Source organism: Providencia stuartii (assembly GCF_029277985.1).
GTDB lineage: Bacteria > Pseudomonadota > Gammaproteobacteria > Enterobacterales > Enterobacteriaceae > Providencia > Providencia zhejiangensis.
Window position 1 is genome coordinate 2,576,108 of record NZ_CP119546.1, and the last position, 24,958, is coordinate 2,601,065.

The 24,958-nt window shown below is 39.8% G+C and carries 26 protein-coding genes; 13 read left to right on the plus strand and 13 right to left on the minus strand.

The window, feature by feature from the left end; translation table 11 throughout:
- Nucleotides 1–627: a glutathione S-transferase family protein gene (locus P2E05_RS11245; RefSeq protein ID WP_154623612.1), complete on the plus strand. Its 627-nt coding sequence runs from the start codon at nucleotides 1–3 to the stop codon at nucleotides 625–627.
- A 130-nt stretch (nucleotides 628–757) separates the two neighbouring features.
- Here the strand turns inward: P2E05_RS11245 and P2E05_RS11250 are convergent, their stop codons facing one another.
- Nucleotides 758–1,090, minus strand: a complete 333-nt coding sequence (locus P2E05_RS11250) for an MliC family protein (RefSeq protein ID WP_154635585.1) — start codon at nucleotides 1,088–1,090, stop codon at nucleotides 758–760.
- A gap of 252 nt (nucleotides 1,091–1,342) precedes the next feature.
- On the opposite strand from P2E05_RS11250, the gene P2E05_RS11255 reads away from it, so the two are divergent.
- From P2E05_RS11255 to ttcA, 3 genes are all read left to right on the plus strand, one after another.
- Nucleotides 1,343–2,035: an aspartate/glutamate racemase family protein gene (locus tag P2E05_RS11255; RefSeq protein WP_154635586.1), complete on the plus strand. Its 693-nt coding sequence runs from the start codon at nucleotides 1,343–1,345 to the stop codon at nucleotides 2,033–2,035.
- 386 nt (nucleotides 2,036–2,421) lie between these two features.
- Nucleotides 2,422–2,670 carry a helix-turn-helix domain-containing protein gene (locus P2E05_RS11260; RefSeq protein WP_154635587.1) on the plus strand — a complete coding sequence of 83 codons (249 nt, stop codon included), beginning with the start codon at nucleotides 2,422–2,424 and terminating at the stop codon, nucleotides 2,668–2,670.
- A 726-nt stretch (nucleotides 2,671–3,396) separates the two neighbouring features.
- Complete coding sequence (gene ttcA, locus P2E05_RS11265) at nucleotides 3,397–4,311, plus strand: tRNA 2-thiocytidine(32) synthetase TtcA (RefSeq protein ID WP_163861967.1); 915 nt, start codon at nucleotides 3,397–3,399, stop codon at nucleotides 4,309–4,311.
- Nucleotides 4,312–4,680: 369 nt separating this feature from the next.
- Here the strand turns inward: ttcA and zntB are convergent, their stop codons facing one another.
- Nucleotides 4,681–5,664, minus strand: a complete 984-nt coding sequence (gene zntB / locus P2E05_RS11270) for a zinc transporter ZntB (RefSeq protein ID WP_154623848.1) — start codon at nucleotides 5,662–5,664, stop codon at nucleotides 4,681–4,683.
- Nucleotides 5,665–6,027: 363 nt separating this feature from the next.
- On the minus strand, nucleotides 6,028–7,650 hold the full coding sequence (locus P2E05_RS11275) for a peptide ABC transporter substrate-binding protein (protein WP_272657371.1): 1,623 nt from the start codon (nucleotides 7,648–7,650) through the stop codon (nucleotides 6,028–6,030).
- Between the two features lie 501 nt (nucleotides 7,651–8,151).
- Here P2E05_RS11275 and tpx point away from each other — a divergent pair.
- Nucleotides 8,152–8,655 carry a thiol peroxidase gene (tpx, locus tag P2E05_RS11280; protein ID WP_163861972.1) on the plus strand — a complete coding sequence of 168 codons (504 nt, stop codon included), beginning with the start codon at nucleotides 8,152–8,154 and terminating at the stop codon, nucleotides 8,653–8,655.
- A gap of 46 nt (nucleotides 8,656–8,701) precedes the next feature.
- Here tpx and P2E05_RS11285 read toward each other — a convergent pair whose 3' ends face one another.
- The 9 genes from P2E05_RS11285 to pspA form a co-directional block, all read right to left on the minus strand.
- Entirely contained in the window at nucleotides 8,702–9,076 is a 375-nt protein-coding gene (locus P2E05_RS11285; protein WP_154623851.1) for an ATP-binding protein, read from the minus strand.
- Nucleotides 9,077–9,279: 203 nt separating this feature from the next.
- Nucleotides 9,280–9,702, minus strand: coding sequence for a hypothetical protein (locus P2E05_RS11290; protein ID WP_154623852.1), 423 nt, complete (start codon nucleotides 9,700–9,702; stop codon nucleotides 9,280–9,282).
- Nucleotides 9,695–11,260 carry a transcriptional regulator TyrR gene (gene tyrR / locus P2E05_RS11295; RefSeq protein ID WP_154623853.1) on the minus strand — a complete coding sequence of 522 codons (1,566 nt, stop codon included), beginning with the start codon at nucleotides 11,258–11,260 and terminating at the stop codon, nucleotides 9,695–9,697. Before tyrR ends, P2E05_RS11290 begins: the two co-directional genes overlap by 8 nt.
- Nucleotides 11,261–11,498: 238 nt before the next feature.
- Nucleotides 11,499–12,554 (minus strand): YcjF family protein, encoded by a 1,056-nt coding sequence (locus tag P2E05_RS11300; protein ID WP_154623854.1) that lies wholly within the window; start codon nucleotides 12,552–12,554, stop codon nucleotides 11,499–11,501.
- Nucleotides 12,551–13,948, minus strand: a complete 1,398-nt coding sequence (locus tag P2E05_RS11305) for a YcjX family protein (protein WP_163861984.1) — start codon at nucleotides 13,946–13,948, stop codon at nucleotides 12,551–12,553. The genes P2E05_RS11300 and P2E05_RS11305 overlap by 4 nt, the downstream gene beginning before the upstream one ends.
- Nucleotides 13,949–14,067: 119 nt before the next feature.
- Nucleotides 14,068–14,250 (minus strand): hypothetical protein, encoded by a 183-nt coding sequence (locus P2E05_RS11310; RefSeq protein WP_272657372.1) that lies wholly within the window; start codon nucleotides 14,248–14,250, stop codon nucleotides 14,068–14,070.
- Between the two features lie 92 nt (nucleotides 14,251–14,342).
- Nucleotides 14,343–14,699: an envelope stress response membrane protein PspC gene (pspC, locus tag P2E05_RS11315; RefSeq protein WP_154623857.1), complete on the minus strand. Its 357-nt coding sequence runs from the start codon at nucleotides 14,697–14,699 to the stop codon at nucleotides 14,343–14,345.
- On the minus strand, nucleotides 14,699–14,929 hold the full coding sequence (gene pspB / locus P2E05_RS11320) for an envelope stress response membrane protein PspB (protein ID WP_154623858.1): 231 nt from the start codon (nucleotides 14,927–14,929) through the stop codon (nucleotides 14,699–14,701). Before pspB ends, pspC begins: the two co-directional genes overlap by 1 nt.
- Nucleotides 14,930–15,008: 79 nt before the next feature.
- Complete coding sequence (gene pspA, locus P2E05_RS11325) at nucleotides 15,009–15,680, minus strand: phage shock protein PspA (protein ID WP_154623859.1); 672 nt, start codon at nucleotides 15,678–15,680, stop codon at nucleotides 15,009–15,011.
- 278 nt (nucleotides 15,681–15,958) lie between these two features.
- Here pspA and pspF point away from each other — a divergent pair, with 278 nt between their 5' ends.
- Nucleotides 15,959–16,987: a phage shock protein operon transcriptional activator gene (gene pspF, locus P2E05_RS11330; protein ID WP_154623860.1), complete on the plus strand. Its 1,029-nt coding sequence runs from the start codon at nucleotides 15,959–15,961 to the stop codon at nucleotides 16,985–16,987.
- 86 nt (nucleotides 16,988–17,073) lie between these two features.
- Here pspF and umoC read toward each other — a convergent pair whose 3' ends face one another.
- On the minus strand, nucleotides 17,074–17,502 hold the full coding sequence (gene umoC, locus P2E05_RS11335) for a lysozyme inhibitor LprI family protein (protein ID WP_154623861.1): 429 nt from the start codon (nucleotides 17,500–17,502) through the stop codon (nucleotides 17,074–17,076).
- Nucleotides 17,503–17,712: 210 nt separating this feature from the next.
- On the opposite strand from umoC, the gene P2E05_RS11340 reads away from it, so the two are divergent.
- The 7 genes from P2E05_RS11340 to fabI all read left to right on the plus strand — a co-directional run bounded on the left by P2E05_RS11340 (nucleotide 17,713) and on the right by fabI (nucleotide 24,951).
- Entirely contained in the window at nucleotides 17,713–18,321 is a 609-nt protein-coding gene (locus tag P2E05_RS11340; RefSeq protein WP_163861993.1) for a hypothetical protein, read from the plus strand.
- Between the two features lie 368 nt (nucleotides 18,322–18,689).
- Nucleotides 18,690–20,375 carry an ABC transporter substrate-binding protein SapA gene (gene sapA / locus P2E05_RS11345; protein WP_247047472.1) on the plus strand — a complete coding sequence of 562 codons (1,686 nt, stop codon included), beginning with the start codon at nucleotides 18,690–18,692 and terminating at the stop codon, nucleotides 20,373–20,375.
- Entirely contained in the window at nucleotides 20,372–21,337 is a 966-nt protein-coding gene (gene sapB / locus P2E05_RS11350; RefSeq protein ID WP_154622757.1) for a putrescine export ABC transporter permease SapB, read from the plus strand. Before sapA ends, sapB begins: the two co-directional genes overlap by 4 nt.
- Nucleotides 21,324–22,214, plus strand: a complete 891-nt coding sequence (gene sapC, locus P2E05_RS11355; RefSeq protein ID WP_154622758.1) for a putrescine export ABC transporter permease SapC — start codon at nucleotides 21,324–21,326, stop codon at nucleotides 22,212–22,214. The genes sapB and sapC overlap by 14 nt, the downstream gene beginning before the upstream one ends.
- Nucleotides 22,214–23,209 carry a putrescine export ABC transporter ATP-binding protein SapD gene (sapD, locus tag P2E05_RS11360; RefSeq protein ID WP_276122748.1) on the plus strand — a complete coding sequence of 332 codons (996 nt, stop codon included), beginning with the start codon at nucleotides 22,214–22,216 and terminating at the stop codon, nucleotides 23,207–23,209. The genes sapC and sapD overlap by 1 nt, the downstream gene beginning before the upstream one ends.
- A complete protein-coding gene (gene sapF, locus P2E05_RS11365) occupies nucleotides 23,209–24,012 on the plus strand; it encodes a putrescine export ABC transporter ATP-binding protein SapF (protein ID WP_154622760.1) in 804 nt (267 codons plus the stop codon). The genes sapD and sapF overlap by 1 nt, the downstream gene beginning before the upstream one ends.
- Before the next feature lie 150 nt (nucleotides 24,013–24,162).
- The gene (gene fabI / locus P2E05_RS11370; protein WP_154622761.1) at nucleotides 24,163–24,951 is read left to right on the plus strand and encodes an enoyl-ACP reductase FabI; all 789 of its coding nucleotides are present in this window, start codon (nucleotides 24,163–24,165) and stop codon (nucleotides 24,949–24,951) included.
- Nucleotides 24,952–24,958 lie beyond the last annotated feature (7 nt).

A 24,958-nucleotide genomic window follows, 5' to 3' on the forward strand; every position in this document is an offset into this window, starting at 1 on the left:
ATGCTAAAAATTTTAGGTCGTACTACATCCATCAATGTTAGAAAAGTGCTTTGGACTGTAAGTGAAACTCAGCTACCTTTTATTCATGAACCTGAGTGGGGAAAAGAATTAAGTTTAAAATCAGCTGATTATCTTAAACTCAATCCTAATGGGCTGGTTCCCGTACTTATTCATGACAGTGGCGTGTTATGGGAAAGTAATACGATTTGTCGCTATCTTGCCACAAAGGCACAACGTGTCGATCTTTTACCTGAAAATCCTGAAGCAAGAGCAGATGTTGAAAAGTGGATGGATTGGCAAGCAACAGAACTCAATAGTGCATGGAGAGCCGCTTTTTTAACTCTCGTTCGCAACAGTGACAGTTTTAGTCAATACCCTGAATTAATTGCTAAGAGTACCCATGATTGGAATAGTAAAATGTTACTTCTTGAAAAGGCGCTGGAAAAAAACGGTGACTTTATTAGTGGTCAGCAATTTACTGTCGCAGATATTACAATTGCGTTATCGATTCATCGCTGGTTACTCACGCCTATTACTCGGCCAGAAGCTCCCGCGATCGCTCATTATTATCAAAAAATGTTAGCTCGCCCTACTGCAAAATTATATTTAGACCCGAATATTGCTTAAACCCGTTATAGCAGCAGAATAACCTATATAAAGTGGTAGCAGAGATAACTGCCCCACTTTATTTTATAGAATCAATAATAAATATTTAAATTTATTAATAAAAAATAGACAACTCGTTGAGAGTAATTGCCTACTTCACTAATTTACAGATACGGCCTTTGTCATCAGAAACGCGTTTATTGACGACATCATCTTCAGAAATTGAGGCTAGATTAAACTCATTTTTTCCTTGAGCCCATAACTGCATATTTTCCCCAACATAACGAGCACCACTTGCTGATGGAGCACTTTTTAATACGATAAGTTCATCGCTATAAAGCATCACAGCCGTATCTTCGTCTGGGAATGAAACTCTAATTTTTTGATCTTCGCACTTATAGGTATCTGTCTTTGCTGCAAAAGCAGAAGATGCTGTTAATGCAGATAAAAGCGCTATTGCCGAAACTGTAATAACTTTACGCATAAATTCTCCTTGAAACACTTAGAACCATTATGACTCTACGCCTATATCATTACAAAAATCGTTATTTGATACATAAGATTCATCCGTAATTACTCTTTTTTTGACCTGTAAATTTCGCCCATTAAATTAAAATAAGAATTTATACTTATTAAATTAGTATCATTATAGACTACTATGCTAATGCTGTTCATTTAATGACATTATTGTTATAACGAGAATATGTTTTTAAACGGAATAGGCGAAAAAATAAAAATGAAAACCATTGGTTTAATCGGGGGAATGAGCTGGGAATCAACTTTACTTTATTATCAGCAACTCAATGAGGGTGTCAAACGGCAACTGGGTGGCCTTCATTCAGCAAAAATTGTTTTATACAGTGTCGACTTTGCTGAAATAGAACATATGCAAGCGACAGGTCAATGGGCGCTGGCTGGTCAACATTTGGCGCAAGCGGGAAAAAGTATTGAAAGCGCTGGAGCCGATTTTATTGTGTTATGTACTAACACGATGCATAAAGTCGCCGAATATATTGAAGAGAGCACTAATATCCCACTACTTCATATTGCAGATGCAACTGGAGAAAATATTATCGAGTCTGGAATAAAGACCATCGGTTTATTAGGAACCGCTTTTACAATGGAGCAACCTTTCTATAAACAGCGACTTCAAGATAAATATGGCCTTACCGTGATCACGCCAATGCCTGAAGAACGAAAAATTATCCATGACATTATTTATCAAGAACTTTGTATGGGTGAAGTGAAAGATGCATCAAAGAAACAGTATCAACAAATCATGGCTTCATTAGTAGAAAGAGGTGCTGAGGGGATCATTTTAGGCTGTACTGAAATAACCCTTTTAGTCAATCAAGACGATACTTCCGTGCCTATTTTTGATACAACCGCCCTACACGCACAAAAAGCCATTGAATTGGCCTTAAGCTAAATATTGCGTTAAGTCATATTTGGACTCACTATGATTACATGTCTGCTATTTATTAAAATGGCAGACACTTTTTTCATCAGACTAAGTAACTAATTGATATTAAATTTCATTTTTAATCTTAGTTTATATTTACAATGAAAAATAAATGAATAAGCATATTTTATATGGTTAATCTAGCGATAGTATCTCCATAATCGTAAATTAGTTTTATTTTCTTCAAATTCACCAATTAGCTATTTTTTTACTTAATTTATGGGTAAATCCAATATTTAATAAAGCGACATTTTATCGCTTTTATTTTTATTTAACATAGGAATTAGACTATTGAATTATCCATTTTATTTCTGATAATAGTATTACTCTTTTATGCTAGGGATAATAGAATCATGAGGCACTCAAATTCTAGAGGGATCGCTTTAGGTAAATATATTAGAGAATTACGTATATCCCGTCGTATTTCAACATTAACAATGGCAACGGCACTGGAGATATCAGAGAGTCACTATATTCAATATGAAACAGGAACTTCTTCTATTTATGTTGAGCATCTTGTGATTATCTCAAGTATTCTTGATATTGATATTAAGCATCTACTTAATGCTTTCGAAGGCGCAGAAAAAAACATATGGATATAAAAAGTCCATCATTCGTTGAATATTATAGAGTGAGCAGTGAGGCCCCCCCTTACTGTTCAAGCATCATCATATTTATTATCTTTTATAAATCCTCTCCGTACTATTATTAGTCGACATTTTAAAAATTGATGATTCATATATCTTTATATTATCGCTTCACAGAGAATAATAATCATATTTTGAGTAATCGATATAACCCTATGCTATTTTAAAAATAATAATTTTATAAAGCTGTTTTTACTTTAATGACGGCAGATTTTGATAAATACTTGTATTTTATAATAGTATTAACGCTATACTTATTCCGTTATTACACTTCAGAATGGAATACTCAAAAATTTTTTTAAATTAATATAAATCAGTTAGATACAAAATGATCACCCCCACAATAATCATAATACTGGTCTGATAATATTCATTTTTTCATTTGGCTTCTGCTTGTATTGCCCCCCGATAGAGGCGCAGTGACCCACTACAGCCCCAAAAAAATTGTTCTGTCTAGACTTATCCATACCAAAACCCCCCCTGTATCTGTTATTATGGCCTCCTTTTTGATAATTTAATGGATCGTTTGTCACATGTAACAGCCTATTCTTTCTGTTTGTGAGAGAAAATATTCATAGGTTGTGCAAATTGTTATATCAACTTAGCATCCAAAAAGAACACATAAGCCATTAATTATCATTAAGTTAACGTATAATCAGCAACGGTACAGAACAGCAAAACATGAACGCACAGAAAGAACAATATAACTTCAATAAGCTACAAAAAAAATTACGCCGTGACGTAGGACAAGCTATTGCCGATTTCAATATGATTGAAGAGGGTGATCGCATTATGGTATGCCTATCTGGTGGTAAAGATAGTTATACTTTGCTATCTATTTTGCAAAGCTTACAAAAAAGTGCGCCAATCTCTTTCACGCTGATTGCCGTTAACTTAGATCAAAAACAACCCGGCTTCCCCGAGCATATTTTGCCTGAATATCTCGATAATTTAGGGGTTGAATATAAAATTGTTGAAGAAAATACTTACGGCATCGTCAAGGAAAAAATCCCTGAAGGAAAAACGACCTGTTCATTATGTTCACGCTTACGTAGAGGTATTCTATATCGTACAGCGACAGAATTAGGCGCAACTAAAATTGCGCTAGGACACCACCGCGATGACATATTACAAACACTTTTTCTGAATATGTTTTACGGTGGTAAATTGAAAGGGATGCCCCCTAAACTAATGAGTGATGATGGAAAACATATTGTTATCCGCCCTCTTGCTTACTGTCGTGAAAAAGATATTGAACGTTATTCGCAGGCAAAAGAATTTCCAATTATTCCGTGTAACCTGTGTGGTTCACAACCTAACTTACAACGTCAAGTGATCAAAGATCTGCTTCGTGATTGGGATAAACGTTACCCAGGGCGTATTGAAACGATGTTTAGAGCAACACAAAATGTTGTTCCATCTCACTTGTGTGATACTGAGCTATTTGATTTTAAAAATATTTCTCATGGTGATGAAGTCGTTAATGGCGGTGATCTTGCCTTTGATCGAGAAGAGATGCCTGCTCAAACTCAGCTCGACGACGATGAGCGACCGGCATTCACGGCACAACGTCTGGATGTGATTGAAGTTAAATAACCAGCCCACCACCCTTGATAGAGGGTGGTTGTTTTGCCCATTTGAGCATTTATTTCCTTACTCACAGAATCTATTCACTCCCGATAAGCTATCTGTAAAGTGAACGTTTGCAGCGCTAATGCTTCAAACACCGCTAATGGCTGTGGATTGCGTAAATTTAGAATAAAAAAAAGCCGATGTAACATACATCGGCATTACAGTGGTCAATTATTCTGTATAAGAACTCAATATGAGAAAAACTACAATTATGGAGCACAACGTTCATCGCTCAACGTTGCATTCACCTGCGGGATTAATAGTGCCCCAAAACCATAGGTCTTTTATTGATTTACCTCAAACTAGGGTCGGTTTATGCCAATAACTTGCAGACTACAGCCAGCGACTTTTTCTCAACCACCAAAAAACGGTTCCGATTAATGCAGCAAGTAAAAGACAAAATACACTAAAAGCGAATCTGGATTCACTACCAGGAATACCGGTTAAATTGACGCCAAATAGCCCCGTTAAAAAGGTAGTTGGCAAAAAAATCATCGCTAACATAGACATCGTATAAATACGACGATTCATCATCTCGGTGATCATGTTCGTTATTTCATCGGACATAATCGCGGTACGTGCTACAAATCCGTCTAAATCTTCAATACAACGACCTAAACGATCTGAAATTTCTTGTAATCGTCTTCTATCAGTATCGTCAATCCACAATAGTTTTTCCGTCGCTAAACGTGCCAGCATATCACGCTGTGGCGCCATATAACGGCGTATGACAATAATCTGTTTACGCAATAATGCGAGCTCACCACGTTCAGGGATATCACCATTGAGAATGGTATCTTCCATTTCTATCAAACGTTCATGTAGGGTATCTGTAAAATCGCTGATTTCATCGGTAATGGCATCAGCAACTTCCACCAGCCAATCTCCGGTACTTTGTGCACCCACGCCTTCTTTCAGGTCTGTTATCACAGAATCTAATGAATTGACTTTTCGATGGCGACTGGAAATGATGAGGCGGCTGTTAATAAATACTCGAAAGGCAACGAGTTGTTCGGGACGTTGGCCAGCATTCGTATTTAATGTTTGTAACGTTAATAAAACACCATCCCCTACTCGTAAGATCCGCCAACGGCCAGCATGACCGCAAAGTGCCGCTTTGACTTGTTCGCCAAGTAGCTCTGACCGTTGGATCCATTTCTCACTCTCACGATTTTTATAGTCATAATGCAACCAAAAAGGAGATTGCTGAGTTGCACTCGCATTAACATCAATGGGAAGAAACCCACCGTCTCCATTTAATTGAAATGCATGTACGGGGTTTGAGCTCTGAAATAATGAACCATAAATCAGCGCCATGCGGCATTCTCCTTCCATTTAAGCGATTTATTAGTTATAGCATAGAGGGAATACAGCAGGAATATCAAGCAAAGGTTATAAAACAAGCGCATATTGAGAATAACACTGAGACCTAATGTTAAAAAACCTGCAATTAAGGAGAGGTCATGAAATAACGACAAACACCGAACCGCCATAATTGCTAAATAACAACGGCTTTTTGCCACAAAAGAACAATAAATTAACATCGGACTACACTAGTATTCTCTGTGTAGTGTTTATTCCTTTTTTGGTCCTCCTTCTGACTCTCCAGCAGAAGGAGTTTTTTCTTTTTTAGCCGTACAAAGAGACAGCCCATATCACCTATATAGGCTGAATGTACGATTAATGTGCAATAATATAAAAACTATGACTGTAAGCCACATCTTCTGGGTTTTCTATCGGGTATCCTTTTAGCCAAGGTTTAATCAATCGCCCATTAGTATATTGATAAATTGGCGCTATTGGTGCTTCTTGTGCAATTATCGCTTCCGCCTGATTATAATAACGATTACGTAAATCTTCGTTAGTTTCTATACTTGCTGAAGCCATCACCGCATCGTAATTTTTATTATTAAATTTTGGAATATTGCCATTATGCTGTGAGGTTAATAGCGACAAAAAGGTTGATGGCTCATTAAAATCACCTATCCAAGATGCCCTAATCACATCAAAGTTACCTGTATTGCGGCTATCAATATAAGTTTTCCATTCTTGGTTAACTAATTTAACCTCAACGCCCAATTTTTTCTTCCACATTGAGGCAACGGCAATCGCAATTTTTTGGTGATTTTCCGAGCTATTGTATAAAAGCACTAATTCAAGTGGTTTTTTGGGCCCATAACCAGCCGCTTGCAATAAGACTTTGGCTTGCTCATCCAATTCTTTTTGAGTGTAATTTTCATAAATACTTTTTTGTGGTTTAAAACCAGCGGTTACATCTGGTGTAAAACGGTTTGCAGGCTTCTCTCCAGTACCTAATACCTTTTTGGCTATCACTTGCCTATCTATCGTCATCGCTAACGCTTTGCGTACACGAATATCGTTAGTCGGTGCTCGCTGCGTGTTGAAGGCATAATAATAGGTGCCAAGTTGATCAGGGGTAAACACCTCATTCGGTATTTCGGCAAGTAATTTTTGATAACGTTGTTTAGGGAATGATTCAGTAATATCTAAATCTCCCGCTAAATAACGATTAGTCGCACTGGACTCTTGGTTTATTGGCACAAACGTCACTTTGGTGATCACCGTATTCGCATTGTCCCAATAGAATGGATTTTGGGTTAAAACGATTTTTTCATTAACCACTCTATCGGTAAGTTTAAATGCGCCATTTCCAACTAAGTGGTTCACTTTTATCCAGTCTGCGCCATATTTTTTAACCGTATTCGCATGAACCGGAAATAAACTAAAGTTAGCCGTTAATGAAGGGAAATAAGGAACTGGTTTATCTAAAACGACTTTAAGCGTCTGTTTATCAACGGCCTCAACGCCTAATTGCTCAGCAGGTAGTTTTCCATCAATAATTTGTTGTGCATTATTGATCCCAGCTAATGCCGCAAACCATGCAAATGGAGAGGTATTTTCTGGCGTCACTAAACGTTGCCAACTATAGACAAAATCTTCCGCTGTTACAGGTTCGCCATTCGACCAGCGCGCTTCTGGACGTAATTTAAAAAGCCATGTTTTATTATCCGTCGTACTCCAACTTTGAGCCACGCCAGGAATCGGTTTGCCATGCTTATCTTGATTCACTAATCCTTCGAATAAGTCACGCATAACTTGTGCTTCGGTCAACCCAACCGATTTTATTGGATCTAATGATGCCGGTTCATCTTTAAGATGACGGGTTAACTCTTGCTTTGTTGCCAGTACTGTTCCGGCAGGAACCTCTGCCGAAATAACAGGAGCTGCTGTAAACATCGCGGTGAAAACAATCGCTAAAGATGAAAGTGTGCGTTTATGCATGTTGGGAATTCTGTCGTATTAGCAAAAGTGAACTAGCAACTCTCTCTTATGGATATAAGTCAATGGACAAACAGAAAGAATTAACTAAGCAAATAAGAAGGTACTTTAAATACCATTAATCAATAAAATACCTCGGTTAAAGGTTGCTGACGTTATAAAACGGCCAAAAAAACCTTTCCAGCATCATATTCTTTCAGCGATTAAAAATCTATACACGATGACTTAATCTGTAAGCATTTCATACTTTTAAAATTTATCCTAATCTCTTCAAGGTATTATGAACAATTTTTTATCAATTCATATGATTGTTCATCGACTTAGCTGACTTTTTTCGCGCAATAATGCGTAAACGCAGTTATCCGCAACGGCATCCCCCCCGAAGCCAAAATCACTGTGCTATGTTGATATTGAATGCATCTAGTGCTAGCTTGGTCGTTAACAAATTGATCAATAATAATATCCACGCTTTCACGCACTGACTCATTAATGGGAGAAATCGATATGTCACAGTCAGTTAAATTAAAAGGTAATGATGTCACTGTTAGCGGTGAGTTTTTACAAGCTGGCCAACAAGCAAAAGCATTCACTCTAGTGGCTAAAGACCTGTCTGAAGTCACTTTAGAAAACTACAAAGGTAAACGTAAGGTACTGAATATTTTCCCAAGCGTCGATACCGGCGTCTGTGCGGCATCTGTGCGCAAATTTAATCAATTAGCAAATGACCTTAACAACACTGTTGTACTGTGCATTTCAGCTGATTTACCGTTTGCACAAGCACGTTTCTGTGGTGCAGAAGGTTTAGATAACGTCGTTACCCTCTCCGCTTTCCGCAATCCTGAGTTTGCTCAAAACTACGGCGTTGCAATGACCAGTGGCCCACTGAAAGGCTTAACTGCGCGTTCCGTTGTTGTCTTAGATGAAAATGATAAAGTGATTTATAGCCAATTGGTTCCAGAAATTACAGAAGAGCCTGATTACGATAAAGCACTTGATGCATTAAAATAAGTCTATTATGCAGCCAGTTTCAAACTGGCTGCTCATCCCTAATCAATCACTCTACGTAAAGCCAATTGAGGGTTTTATGCTGTTTTGCGTTAACCACATTCGCAAATAACTTATTTTCACTCATCATATTCACGAGTGAGTGAGAACAACAGCTGAGAATTTTCAGTGCCTGCTCTTTATTGGCAGGGCATGATGAGGTGAGAATATCAATAATCAGATCACGGGGTTTGTTACCATTTTTGACCAACGCTTCCCAAGTGAAACGATTTCTTTTTTCTAGGTAACGCACTGCCGCTCTATTCATTAAATATAACTCTGCTGCTGAAGCGGCGGACTCAAACATATCATTTTGATAATGACGTTGATTGAGATATTCTCGCAGTTTGGTATTCACAATAAAGTTAAGAGCAAATTGATCCATAGCAACTCCTTGCAGGCACACGGGCGGCCTTGCTGTTTTCGTTATCATCAATCAAAATATCGCTTTAACACTTCAAATGAATATTCAGTTAATTTAAGTATAGTTTGCTTTCTGTGCTAAAAGATATCACTGTGGTCGAAAAAATCGCCAACGATCACATATTTTCAAAAAATGATGAGTTACTTGCATAGGGTGCAGCCTGATTAATCAGGAAACATCCTTATTTCTAGCTTAGTTCCCTTTGCCTCTTCAGTATATTTGTAAGTTGTTTCTCCACCTTCAAATAGTAAACTGATATCTAGCTGTTTATCATTCGGCCAATAATACTCTGCTTCAACGCAACCACCTTGACTGCATGTCACCTTCATATTTTTATTTCTAACCAGTTTGTTAATAAAGTTAGCGTTGTTTTCAATATCCAGCTGTTTATAGCGTTCAAATGCCGAAGGAATATCTGCCCCATCAAAATGACATTCGATTAAATAACCATTCTCATAAATCTCTTCAGGTGTTTGTTGTTGATTGCGGCACAGATCCTCTAATACTTGTGAATGTGTTGACTCCTGCCCATAGCTCGGCCCAATGAAGCAGACGAATAAAAAGCCTAATATGAGGGACTTATTCATTATCCGGCTCTTTTTTCTGGTTTAGCCCATATTCACGTAATTTATTGGCAATCGCGGTATGAGACACTTCAAGACGTTTTGCGAGTTTACGCGTGCTTGGGTAATCGCGATATAAACGTGATAACACTGAGGCTTCATAGCGTTTGGTTATTTCATCTAATGAGCCATTTAATGAATCAACAGCTACTGCGGGCAAATTATCTGTTTCTGGTAAATCAATATCATGTGAATTTAGCACTTCCCCTTCTAGCTGTATCAATCCTTGATAAATCGCATTTCGTAGTTGTCTGACATTACCAGGCCAATAATAACGGCTTAAATAATCAATTAGAGACGGTGCTAGTCGTGGTTTTGTAATATTCAGTTCTTTAGAAAAGTTAGCTACAAAAGCTTCTGTGAGGGGTAATATATCTTCTTGTCTTTCACGTAGTGGCGGAATAGTTAACGTCAAAACATTTAAGCGATAATAAAGGTCTTCTCGGAATTTCTTCTGAGCGACGAGTTCTGGCAGGTTTTTTTGTGTTGCACAAATAACCCGCACATCCACTTTCACTTCTCGCTCCTCACCCACCCGTCTAAATGTGCCATCATTTAAAAAACGCAGTAACTTGATTTGCATTTGTGGCGACATTTCGGCGATTTCATCTAATAAGACGGTTCCACCATTGGCTTGTTCAAAGAAACCTTTTTTACCATCTACTGCATTTGGATATGCACCAGCCGCATAGCCAAATAATTCACTTTCAACCACATCATCAGGCATTGATGCGCAATTTAAACCTAAGAAAGGCGCATTACCACGCGGACTGTGCAAATGGCATGCTTTCGCTAAAATATCTTTTCCTGTGCCAGTTTCCCCAACCAATAATAATGGTTCATCTAACATGGCAATGCGTTTTGCACGTTCAACCACATGTGACATTGCGGGACTATTGGCGATAATTAAATCGAATCCTTCCGTATCCACACCAACGATTTGTTTTCGTTGCTTTTCGAGTAACGCGACAGATTTTAATAATAAAACGGCACCGGTACAGTGCAACTTACCATTCTCATCCGCCAAAACAATCGGCGTAACTTGCATCAGATAATCATTGCCTTTAACGGTGACTCTTTCTGTGTAAGGTTCGGGATCTTCGCGTTCAAACCAACGTTGTAAACCATGATTGCCAACGAGCTGTGAAAAGGTTTTTTGTTTTATCTTGTTTTCATCAACCCCAAAAATCTGTAATGACATCGGGTTAACTAATTCAATATTCAACTTATTATCAATGGATAGGACAGGCTCAGGGAATGAGTTTAACAGTGCCCATACCGCCTTATGCTCTCGCTCTGACGGCATGAAATAGATGCGACGTACATCAATCACACCATTAATACGACGTATCTCCGCCATTAGTGTGCTGAATACCTGAAAATCAACAGGTGTGAAATTAAGGTAAATCCGTCTCTGTGCTGATATCTCAATACCCTTAAGATCAATATTCTGTAAGACTAATAAGTCAAGCAATTCACGTGTTAGACCGATCCGATCTTGGCAAGTTACTTCGAGACGCATGGATAAAAACCTTTAGCAGAAATGATATAGGCTTATTATTTTAGCTTGATTTACGGTAAGAATACAGCACATGTGTCACATATTGTTGACACCCGTGATTTACAATAAGGAAAAACAGAGAAAATCACTATTAGAACAAGGAATAATAAACGCATTTAATCGGACAAATAACAATTAGGCGTTTTTTTGCTGGAAAGTGTACTTTACTATTCAGTCCACCTACCAGCAATATCGTGATTTATTGGGGTGCTTTTTTACTGGGCATTGCCCTTTTGATTTGGCTCAGTAATTGTCCACGAAAATCGGCTAACCTTGGCTTATCCTCAATCCATGGCAATGGTCGACACAATTCCATCGCCTTGATGCCTAACCGAGCGGTTAATAGTCCTGCACCAATACCTTGTGCCGCACGTGTAGATAAACGAGCCGTAATATCTTGAGATAGCCAATCCATGCCTACTTCACGAATTAATTCCGAAGCTCCCGCAAAAGCGATATTGATCAGTACCATTCTGAATAATCGAATGCGACTGTAATAGCCCAACTCAATACCATAAATGGCTGCAATTCTATTTATTAAGCGAATATTGCGCCAAGCAATAAATGCCATATCAACAATTGCAAGTGGGCTGACTGCAATCATCAAAGCAGACTCTGCCGATGAACGACTAATTTCTTTACGTGCTTGTTCGTCAAGAACGGGTTGAACTAACTGGCTATATAACTCAACAACTTCACGGTCGTTATGCGAGTCATGAAGCGTGGCCTGCCAATGCTGTACTGCTGGGTGTTGAGCAGAAAGGGCGGATTGTTTGGCCAGTTTTTCACAGAATGCTTTCCCTTGCCCCATGCCATGGCTATGGAGTAACTCACGCGCAATATCACGTTCCTGAGCGCGCTCTTTTAAACGATACAAACGACGCCACTCTGTGACCACAGAACCAACACCAGCAACAACAATTAATCCGCCAGCTGCCGCAGTACCTAGTGCTGTCCAATCTTGAGTTACCCATGAGGTATGGATCCAGATCCCCAATTGCGCGATCACACTCACCCCAAAGATACCTATCGCTGTCCCGACTAGCTTACGCCAAAAACTACGTTTTGGTCTTAGCGCCTCATTGATGAGACTTTCCACTTCCCCTTCCTGAATATCTTGTTCCGCTTCAGCTTCTACGGGGATAAATTTATGTTGCTCTTGTGAATCAAAATGATGGGCTTTTTTTAATGTTTCAGTCTGTTCAACACGACTATTTTGATTAAAATCGACGCGTTGTTTGATAGGTTCATTCATTTCAATTTATCTCCCAACAAGAACTCAAGCGCACTATCCATTCGAATATGAGGCAGCGGCTGGTCAAACGGTGTTTGTCGAGGACGAAAATTTTCAAACTCAAACCGCTGATTTTGCCAAAATGTTTCACTCGGTAATCTTTTCGGCACCTCGCCAGGATAGAATGTCATTGAGTGACCATCACTCAAACGCTCACCTTTTAATGCGGGTAGCTTTTCCCCTTGATAATCAATAATGCCGCTTTCGGTAGCTTGAATTGAGGCTAGCCCCATACAGTCCATGCTGATCCCTTCAAATGCCGCATTTTGCCATGCTTCTTGTACCAGCTGTTGCAACAGCGATACTAAATTAGCATGTTGATCAGGCGTGACATGGTCTGCTTTGCTTGCCGCAAACAAGAGTTTATCAATACAGGGAGAAAATAGGCGTCTTAGTAAAGTACGCTTACCATAATGGAAGCTACGCATCAATTGCGTCAGCGCCATACGCATATCATTAAAGGCATCAGGCCCACTATTTAATGGCTGTAAGCAATCAACTAACACAATTTGGCGATCAAAACGCTGGAAGTGATCTTTATAAAAACCTTTTACCACGTTTTCGCAATAATACTGGTAGCGACGCTGTAACATGCCAAAGTTGGTATGTTTATCGGCTTGAGCAAGTTGTTTTTCACTATATTTTTCAATGTTAGGCCATGGAAAAAATTGTAATGCCGGCGCACCTGCTAATTCACCGGGCAGAACAAAACGTCCAGGCTGAATAAAATGCTGTCCTTGTGCTTTACACTGCTCTAAATAAGCGGTGTAGGCTGTCGAAATCGCTGCCAATAAATTCTCATCAGCGGGTGCCAATGGGTCACAGGACTCACACAAAGTTAACCATTCTTGCGCTAATTTACCGCGTTCCCCATTTTGCAGTTTTTGCATTTGAAGTGACCAATCTACGTAGTTTTGGTCAAGCATCGGGAGGTCAAGTAACCACTCGCCGGGGTAATCGACGATCTCAAGGTATAACGATGAGTTATCCACAAACCGCCGGAAAAAAGAGTCATTTGAACGATAATGTAATTTTAAACGTATTTCGCTCACGCCGCGCGTCGGTGTTGGCCATTGAGGTGGATTGCCATATAGTTGCGCAATGCCTTCATCATAGGTAAAACGTTGAATTGAAAAATCACGTTGAGGAATGCGCTTTACCCCAAGTAAACGCTTATCCCGCGCAGCAGAAAATAGCGGTAATCGAGCACCACTATTCACATTCAATAGTTGATTCACAAGAGAAGTAATAAATGCCGTTTTTCCACTACGGCTAAGTCCGGTTACTGCGAGTCTGACATGGCGATCGACACTACGATTTACCATATCGGTCAATTCATTTTGCAGCCGTTTCATAGTTCTCCCACTCGCTCAATATTATTAATGCCTAATTTAGCATAAATTCAGCATCTCTAATTTGTTGAGTGCAAATTGTTTTTATATCGTTCAATAAATAAACACAACGTTTAATATGATTATTTCACCATCCTTTTTGTGAAACAGCCTATCACCCATTTACTGCCTACTATTTTTAATATTTTACCAATAATCCCACCGGGCCCATAAGTGATTGCAAGAGTGACAATGATTTTTAACCCTTTACTAATCGCTTGCTTTTTGGCTTGCCGTTTTAATTTACGCTTAATATCCATTTGCATGGTGCTACCACATGAATTTAATGAATCAAGAAAGCCATTTTAGGGAATACAACCCGAGTTCTATTCCCCGAAAATGTGAGGGCATTCATGTATTATAAATGACGGAACTTACTATTCACGGTATAGGTATCAGACGTGACATAACGTTCTATTTGACGTAGACGTTGTTCTCCCGATTTTAACTGCGCATCAACCTCATTAAATAAATTCGTTACTTCCACACTGATATCTTGTTCGCTTTGATAACCACTCGGTGCTTTCGGCACCACAAAACACATCACAATATAGAGGATCAGAGTTATCCCAAAGCTCATAAACAGTGCTAATACAGCTAATGCTCTGACTAATGCAACCGGTAGGTCTAAAAACTGTGCAATACCAGAGCATACCCCACCAAAAACACGGCGGTCAGTTAAACGATATAATTTACGGTTGCGAAAATCAGTCATTATTTTTGCCTCCAATTAGGATGTTCCGCATCCAGAATATCTTCTAGCGTCTTGATACGTTGTTGCATACGCTGTGATTGTTCTGCAAGCTGCACTAAACGCTGAATTTCATTTTCTGTTAGCTGGCTCCCCTGCCTATTATTTTGCTTGTTGTAATGCAACCACAACCAAAATGGCAGAATAAAAATAAGAAAAACAATTAAGACGAGAGACAGAAAAACATAGCCCATCACATTTCCTTATATCAAATGGTTATATCCGTTTCTCCCTAGTGCAATCGTGAACCGCACTAGGGATTAGGATGATAAATTACTGTTCTTTATTAGTGTTAATTTTAGCCTTAAGAGCAGCTAACTGTGCACTGATTTCATCATCCGCTTTTAATTCAGCGAATTGTTGATCCAACGATTTTTGCTTACCGATACCGTAGCTTTGCGCTTCGCCTTCCATATGGTCAATACGACGCTCAAACTGTTCGAAACGCGCCATCGCTTCATCAAGTTTACCGCTATCAAGTTGGCGACGTACATTGCGGCTTGATTGCGCGGCTTCTAAACGAACCACCATTGATTGCTGTTTCGCGCGAGTTTCTTGCAGTTTGTTTTCGAGCTCAGTAATTTCACCTTTTAAGCGAGCCAGCGTTTCTTCAACAATAATAAGCTCATGTTTCAAGGTATCAACCATTGAATTAACTTTCTGTTTTTCAATCAGTGCGGCACGCGCTAAGTCTTCTTTGTCTTTAACTAAGGCTAACTCAGCTTTTTCCTGCCAATCCGCAATCTGTTTTTCGCCCATTTCGATTCGGCGCTCTAAACCTTTTTTCTCTGCCAAAGTTCGAGCCGATGTAGAACGAATTTCAACCAACATATCTTCCATTTCCTGAATCATCAGGCGGATCATTTTTTGTGGATCTTCTGCTTTATCGAGTAAAGATGCGATATTTGCATTAATGATGTCGGCAAAACGTGAAAAAATACCCATTATTTATATCCTCTTGATGGATTTATCATTCAGTAGAGCCTCAACCCACTTTGGCTTCCAACCAATACGTGACGCTCCATAGTAAAACTGACTTAGCCAAATGATGGCAGTGATATCTTGCTTATTACAATCAGTATATTGCAACCACTGTGCCAACTTATAAAAATAAAACACAACACGCTGATTTATAATGAATTAATTATTTTAGTATCAATAATTATCGTTCTAGACTATAGTCTTGGACTGGTCAATAAAACCAACTATTGGTGAAAATAACCATGAAAAATACGAACGATATCATTATTGGTAATTCTTCCAACTTTTTAGATGTACTTGAGCGAACTTCAGAACTGGCCAAACTTAATAAACCTATATTAGTTATTGGTGAACGAGGAACCGGAAAAGAGCTCATTGCAGATCGTCTGCATTATCTTTCACCTCGCTGGCAAGAGCCTTTTATCTCTCTCAATTGCAGCGGACTCAATGAGAATTTACTGGATTCTGAATTATTTGGCCACGAAGCGGGATCTTTTACAGGCGCTCAAAAACGACATCAAGGCCGCTTTGAGCGCGCCGATAAAGGCACACTCTTTCTCGATGAGCTGGCTACTGCGCCCATGTCAGTACAAGAAAAGCTCCTGCGCGTTATCGAATATGGTGAATTAGAACGAGTAGGCGGTAGCCAATCATTAAAAGTTGACGTTCGTCTGGTGTGTGCAACTAACGCAAACTTACCGATATTGGCGAAGGAAGGCCGCTTCAGGGCAGATCTACTCGATAGGTTAGCGTTTGAAGTCATCCGCATTCCACCATTACGTGAACGAATATCTGACATTATGTTGCTCGCGGAGCACTTTGCTATCGCCATGAGTGGTGAACTAAAACGCCCTTATTTCACAGGTTTTACCTCTGCGGCCCAACAGGCCTTAGAGCAATATTCATGGCCCGGCAATATCCGTGAATTAAAAAACGTTGTAGAGCGTTCCGTTTATCGTCATGGAAACAAAGAAGCGCCTGTTGATACTATTATTTTTGACCCATTCGGCGAAAAACTCGCTGAACTTTCAGATACAAATACGCCAATAGTGCATAAGTCTATATCCCTTCCTTCTTTACCGTGTAATTTACGCCTTTGGCAGCAACAAAGTGAAAAACAATTAGTCGAGCGAGCTTTACAGCAGAGTCAATTTAATCAACGAAAAGCGGCTCAACGATTATCTCTGAGCTACGATCAAATCAGAGGTTTAATTAAAAAGCATCAGATTGAACTTAATTTAAATTTTGATAACGATGAGTTTTCTAATTGAAATCATATTTAATTTATTCATTATTTTTGTAAAATAACACATGAGTTGAGTAAGTCTAAACAATCGGCTTACTCATCATCAATGCATTATTTTTCTTGTAATGTTTTCGTTCTCATTTCTGTTTGCTCTATTTGACAAGCGAGATAAATATCGCCTGCGCCACTCCCCCCTAAAAGGGTATCTGATTGACGTTGGCATTCGCTATTACGATATACGATAAAATCTTTTTGCGATGTCGCCAACGATTCAAGTGCTGGTTTAGTGGCGCTAGAATCAACGGCAGCTAAGCTTTCTCTGGCTTTTAACAGAGATTCATTCATATTTTTTTCTGCAACAACTAATTTGACTTTTAAACAATCCGCTATTTGTGTCCGTGGATTATCACCTATTTCTTGGTAACATTGCGCTAATGAATTCGCTATATTTCCGTTTGCAGCGAATAACATACTTGAATAAGATAATAATAACGTAGTTAAAATAATAGGCATTGTTTTTTTCATATTGTTAATATTCATATATCACTCTACTATTATCTAATATATTGAGATTTAACCACCTCAACACCAAATGAGTAAAATTACGTACAATCAAATAAATATAAAATAATTCATAACGAAAATATATGACATTTACTTTAATTTAATTTATATCGATAACAATTGAATTTCTAACTTACTCATTATTTGCACTTATAACTGCTTATGACTACTATTTGAGGGTAATAAATGAAAATCATTAAACAAGTGACCTTGTTTTTTTTATTTATGGGTCTTACCTACTCTGTCAATGCCAATAGTATTATCGAATCCCTCTCGTTCTGCGATCATCGGTTTTTTGATAAAGTCAAACACGATTCGCAACTTGATACCCTTCCTCAAAATATCACGCTTTCACAATTATTTAGTGATTCCGGCCTCACCATTCCACTGCAATACACGACCGAAGAAGGCATTGAGTTGACTCGTTTTGTGGCTATCGCGATTGACCTCGAGCGTGACAACAAAATTTCGAATAATAAAATTGATGAAACCTTTTATTATTGGGGGTTTGAAACATCGCTACCTGAACAGGAGGTCATTCAACGTTTATCCACCCAGATCCCACTCACTGAGGGAGGTGAGTTTTATGTCGCTAATTCAATGATAAGAGATGCTATTTCAGCGCCTTGGCAAAAAAATTTAACGCCGATTAGTCGTATCTCCCCAACAAATGACTGGGCAGAAAAACTCTTTTTTATTGAAGCAAACAAGGAAAGTGGGATCGTCAGGATAATGTGTACTTTACAGGGTAATGTGAATGAGAATGATTTGAAAACAGTGGGTTTAATCAATTAACTCTCACACAGACTAGCTAAAAACCACTTTAAATCCATAGTTTTTAGATAAAAAAAAGCCAGCACCCATGCTGGCTATAAAAAAACACTGGAAGCAATGTGAGCAATGTCATGCCAGACCGTAAGCTTTTCACTTAGGTGGCAAAGCGAATGATAATAGTTATCAGTACCATTTGCAAAGCTTTTTAATGAGATTTTTTCTCATTAAAAGGTAATAATATGATTTTAAAAATAATTATATTTTCTTTTTAGATAATTTTTCATCATAATCATTGGTATTAGAACGAAAAATAAGCACGATTTTGCTTATACCCTGTTGAACCATTTTTACGATACAATACGTTTTTTAAGGTTAACGATATCAGTGCTATGCGCCTAATAATTCTTTGGCTTCTATATACTCTTTCACTAACAGCTCAGGCTCTTAGTGGCAATATGTCATACAAAGATACCATGGCAAACGATGTTCCTGAGAACATCCGCCAAAATGGCTTTATCTATTGTGTTAATGGCATTGTCACCACATTTAATCCACAGTTAGCGAGCAGTGGCCTGATCGTCGATCCTTTAGCAGCACAAATCTATGACCGTTTACTGGATGTTGACCCTTTTACCTATCGGCTAATTCCGGAGGTCGCCTCTAAATGGGAGGTTCTTGATAATGGTGCCACTTACCGATTAACACTGCGTAAAGACGTAAAGTTTCAAGAGACGCCGTGGTTTACACCAACACGTAATATGAATGCGGATGATGTCGTTTTTAGTTTTTCCCGCATGTTTGAAGTCAATCACCCCTATCACTATATCAGTGGAGGTCATTACCCCTACTTTGATAGCTTACAGTTTGCTAATAGTGTGCAGAGTGTCCGTAAATTGAATAACTACACTGTCGAATTTCGTCTTAATGCGCCCGATGCTTCTTTCTTATGGCATTTAGCCACACACTATGCCCCCATTTTGTCAGCCGAGTATGCAGACCATCTTTCTCGTATTAATCGACAAGAAATGATTGATTGGCGTCCAGTAGGAACCGGCCCATTCCGTTTTGATGATTACCAAGCAGGACAATTTGTTCGCTTACTGCGTAACAATCACTATTGGAAAGGTCAGCCTCGTATGGAGGAAATTGTTATCGATATGGGAGCGGGTGGCACAGGGCGCATATCAAAATTACTAACGGGTGAGTGCGATGTACTGGCTTATCCCGCAGCTAGCCAACTTTCTGTCTTACGTGATGACCCTCGTTTACGTATTTCGATGCGTTCAGGTATGAACATTGCTTATTTAGCGTTTAACACTAGCAAACCACCGCTTAACCAATTGAAAGTACGTCAAGCGATTGCTTATGCAATTAATAATGAACGTTTAATGCAATCAATCTACTATGGTACCGCGGAAACAGCAGCTTCTATTCTTCCTCGCGCGTCTTGGGCTTATGATAATCAAGCCAAAGTAACAGATTATAATCCTGAGCTATCAAAAAAGATGCTACAAGAACTAGGTCTCGAAAACCTGACCCTTGATTTGTGGGTGCCTATCTCCTCACAATCCTATAATCCCAGCCCACTTAAAATGGCAGAGCTTATCCAAGCCGATCTAGCACAAGTTGGGATTACCATGAACATTCGTTCTGTTGAAGGGCGTTTTCAGGAAAACCAATTAATGGATCGCTCCCATGATATGACCCTCGCTGGCTGGGCAACTGACAGTAACGATCCCGATAGTTTCTTCCGTCCGCTGTTAAGCTGTGCCGCGATAGCTTCTCAAACCAATTTAAGTCATTGGTGTAGCCCCTCCTTTGATGAGATATTGCATAAAGCTTTATTGACAGAACAACTTGCCGCTAGAATTGATTATTATCATCAAGCACAGCAGATATTAAGTGATGATTTGCCTGTTTTACCCCTAGCCTATTCTTTACGTTTGCAGGCATACCGTTTTGATATGAAAGGATTAGTGATCAGTGCATTTGGCAATACCTCGTTTGCTGGCGTATACCGAGATATGAGTGAATATGCTCAAAAAATCAAACCTAAACAGGAGCAGCAACCATGATCATCTATTCGCTGCGCCGTATACTGTTGCTATTAGTTACCGTCTTTTTCCTTTCTTTGGTAAGTTTTAGCCTCAGCTACTTTACGCCTAATGCGCCTTTAAGTGGTGCCTCATTAGTTGATGCTTATTTATTCTATTTCGATGGTTTACTCCATTTCGATTTTGGCGTTTCCAGCATTAATGGCGAACCTATTACCGAGCAATTAAAGGATACCTTCCCCGCCACCATGGAGCTGTGTATTTTAGCCTTCATGTTTGCTCTCATCGTCGGTATTCCTCTTGGTATGATCGCTGCATTTTGGCGCAATAAACCTGTTGATGTCGCAATCAGTACGTTTGCATTATTAGGCTTTTCGGTGCCTGTATTTGTACTCGCATTAGTACTCACACTGTTCTTTTCATTGCGGCTCGGTTGGCTGCCCGTTTCTGGACGTATTGACCTTCTCTATAATTTAAAGCCGATTACTGGCTTTGCATTAATCGATGCTTGGCTTTCTGATTCACCTTATCGTCAACAGATGATTATCAATGTGCTAGAACATATGGTGCTTCCTGTATTAACTCTCGCGTTAGCACCAACAACCGAAGTCATTCGCTTAGTGCGAAACAGTACCGAGGAAATTGCCAGCGCAAACTATATAAAAGCCGCTGCAACGCGTGGGCTATCAAGGCTGACGATTATTCGCCGCCATATTTTTCATAACGCAATTCCCCCCATTATTCCTAAATTAGGCTTACAGTTTTCTACCATGCTAACATTAACCATGGTGACTGAAGTCGTATTTAACTGGCCCGGACTAGGCCGTTGGTTGGTGACAGCGATACGCCAACAAGACTATTCCGCTATTTCAGCAGGTGTCATGCTAATCGGAGCCTTAGTGATTGCCGTTAACGTGTTATCAGACATTTTAGGTGCGATGATGGATCCGTTAAAACATAAGGATTGGTATGTCCTCAGATAATTTTTATCGTGAACAAAAAATGCCTTCCCCAACGCGGGTAGTTTGGAATATTTTTTCATCTGATATTATTTCGATGATTGGCTTCTATGGCGTATTGTTTTTATTAGCCCTTTCTTTTATAGGCAGTTACCTCGCACCTTATACTATCGACCAGCAATTTCTAGGTTATCAATTACTGCCGCCCTCTTGGTCTCATTACGGTAATGTGGCATTTTTTCTGGGTACAGATGACCTTGGAAGAGATATCCTTAGCCGGCTTATTCTGGGTACTAAATCCACTTTCGGTGCGGCTCTATTGGTAACATTTATAGCCACTATGATAGGGCTGGTGCTTGGTTGTCTTGCCGGTATGACACGCGGCTTAAAATCCGCCATTTTTAATCATATACTCGATACCCTTCTCTCAATTCCCTCTCTGTTACTTGCAATTATTGTCGTGGCATTTATGGGGGCGAGCTTACAAAATGCGATGCTGGCTATCTGCTTAGCCTTGATCCCTCGCATGGTCAGAACCATCTATGTCGCCGTTCACGATGAGCTGGATAAAGAGTATATTGTTGCAGCACGTCTTGATGGCGCTTCAAATATTTTTATTTTGTGGTATACCGTGTTACCTAACATCACCCCGATATTAGTCACCGAATTAACCCGAGCGCTCTCTATTGCCATTTTAGATATTGCGGCTTTAGGATTTCTTGACCTTGGTGCACAATTACCCTCTTCAGAATGGGGCGCTATGCTCGGTGATAGCTTGGAACTGATCTATGTTGCACCTTGGTCTGTGATTTTGCCTGGCGCTGCCATTATGATGAGTGTCTTATTCGTCAACTTATTAGGCGATGGTTTACATCGAGCCATTAATGCGGGGGTTGAATAATGCCTTTACTAGACATCCGCAATTTAACCATTGAGTTTATGACCGCCAATGGCCCCGTCAAGGCGGTTGACCGTATTTCTATGACGCTGACCGAAGGTGAAGTTCGAGGCTTAGTCGGTGAGTCAGGCTCAGGTAAAAGCTTAATCGCAAAAGCCATTTGTGGGGTAACTAAAGACAATATTCGCGTCACGGCAGACCGCTTTCGTTTTCAAGATATCGATTTATTAAAATTGAGTCCGCGTAAACGCCGAAAACTAATTGGTCACAATATCTCGATGATTTTCCAAGAGCCGCAATCTTGCCTTGATCCTGCTGAGGATATTGGCAAACAATTAATACAAGCCATCCCAAGATGGACGTATAAAGGCCGTTGGTGGCAGCGATTTAATTGGCGAAAATGTCGTGCTATTGAACTGTTACATCGTGTTGGTATTAAAGATCATAAAGATATTATGCGTAGCTACCCTTATGAACTGACCGATGGTGAATGCCAAAAAGTGATGATCGCTATCGCTATTGCTAATCAGCCTCGTTTATTAATTGCTGATGAACCCACTAACGCGATGGAATCCACGACGCAGGCACAAATTTTTCGTTTACTCGATAAGCTAAATCAAAACAATAACATGACTATTTTATTGATCAGTCATGATATGGAAATGATGTCAAAACTCGTCGATAGAATTAATGTGCTTTACTGTGGGCAAACCGTTGAAAGTGCCACACCTGAAGATATTCTACAGCGACCTCATCACCCTTATACGCAAGCACTTATTCGTTCAATACCTGATTTCGAAAGCCCTATTCCGCATAAAGGACGGTTAAATACATTACCCGGTGCGATCCCATCACTGGAGCATTTACCCATTGGCTGTCGCTTAGGCCCTCGATGTCCTTATGCTCAACGAACCTGTATCGTGGCTCCCCCTTTACGTAATATTAAAAACCATCTATTTGCTTGCCACTACCCGTTAAATACGGAGGAACCAAACTGATGGATACCTTACTTGAGGTACGTAACCTCACAAAAACATTTCGTTTTCGTGAAGGGTTATTCCGCCGATATGAATTAGAAGCCGTTAAACCGTTAAGTTTTAATCTGCAAGCAGGGCAAACTTTAGCGATTATTGGCGCGAATGGTTCAGGAAAATCAACACTGGCGCGCATGCTATCAGGTGTCACTGAACCAACCGCGGGTGAAATTATGATCCGCGGTCATCGACTTAGCTATGGCGATTATAGCTATCGTAGCCAGCGGGTGCGTATGATATTCCAAGATCCTAGTACCTCATTAAACCCACGACAACGTATTGGGCAAACACTTGAATTACCGTTAAAGCTCAATACTGATTTGACCGGAATTGAACGAGAACGCCGTATTATTCAAACACTACGGCAAGTAGGCTTATTAGCCGATCATGCAGAATATTATCCGCATATGCTAGCATCTGGTCAAAAACAGCGTGTTGCGCTCGCAAGGGCACTGATTTTACAACCCGAAATTATTATTGCGGATGAAGCATTGGCGTCACTCGATATGTCAATGCGTTCACAAATCATTAACCTCATGTTGGAACTACAGGCCAAACAAGATATTGCCTATATTTACGTAACCCAGCATTTAGGGATGATGAAACATATTAGCGATAAAATGCTCGTCATGGATAAAGGCGTTGTTGTCGAACGGGGCAATACCGCTGAGGTACTCGCATCACCACTTCATGATGTGACACGCCGATTAATTGAGAGCCATTTCGGTGAACCACTATCCATTGATGCATGGCGCCAGGATATTTGACTGCTCCGAGGAGAACAGCAAAATACCCTTCTTAATGTAATACATGGTAAGATATCGATAATTCGTCAATAAGGAACGCGAAAACTACCCAAGACACGGTGTCTTCTGGTATATTCGCGCTTTCAATAGAAAATAAACAAGGATAATGCTATGGGTTTTTTAACCGGCAAGCGCATTCTAATCACTGGTGTTGCCAGTAAATTATCAATTGCATACGGTATTGCTAAAGCAATGCATGATCAAGGCGCTGAACTGGCGTTCACTTATCAAAACGAAAAATTAAAACCGCGTGTTGAAGAGTTTGCAGCATCTTTAGGCTCTAACCTCGTTATTGAATGTGACGTTGCTGTTGATGCAAGTATTGACGCTCTGTTTGCTGAATTAGGAAAATCCTGGCCTAAATTTGATGGCTTTGTCCATTCAATCGGCTTTGCTCCAGCAGACCAACTCGATGGTGACTATGTTGATGCGGTCACTCGTGACGGCTTCCGTATCGCTCACGACATCAGTGCTTATAGCTTTGTTGCAATGGCAAAAGCATGTCGTGAAATGCTGAACCCAGATGCCTCTCTGTTAACGCTGACCTACTTAGGTGCTGAGCGTGCAATCCCTAACTATAACGTCATGGGCCTGGCAAAAGCCTCTTTGGAAGCTAATGTGCGTTATATGGCCAATGCTATGGGTCCTCAAGGTATCCGTGTGAACGCGGTTTCTGCCGGTCCAATCCGGACACTAGCGGCATCTGGTATTAAAGATTTCCGTAAAATGCTTGCGCATTGTGAAGCTGTAACGCCAATCCGCCGTACTGTCACGATCGAAGATGTTGGTAATACAGCCGCCTTCCTGTGCTCTAACCTTGCAGCCGGTATTACTGGTGAAGTCGTTCACGTTGACGGTGGTTTCAGCATCGCTGCGATGAATGAGTTAGAACTAAAATAAGTGTCAG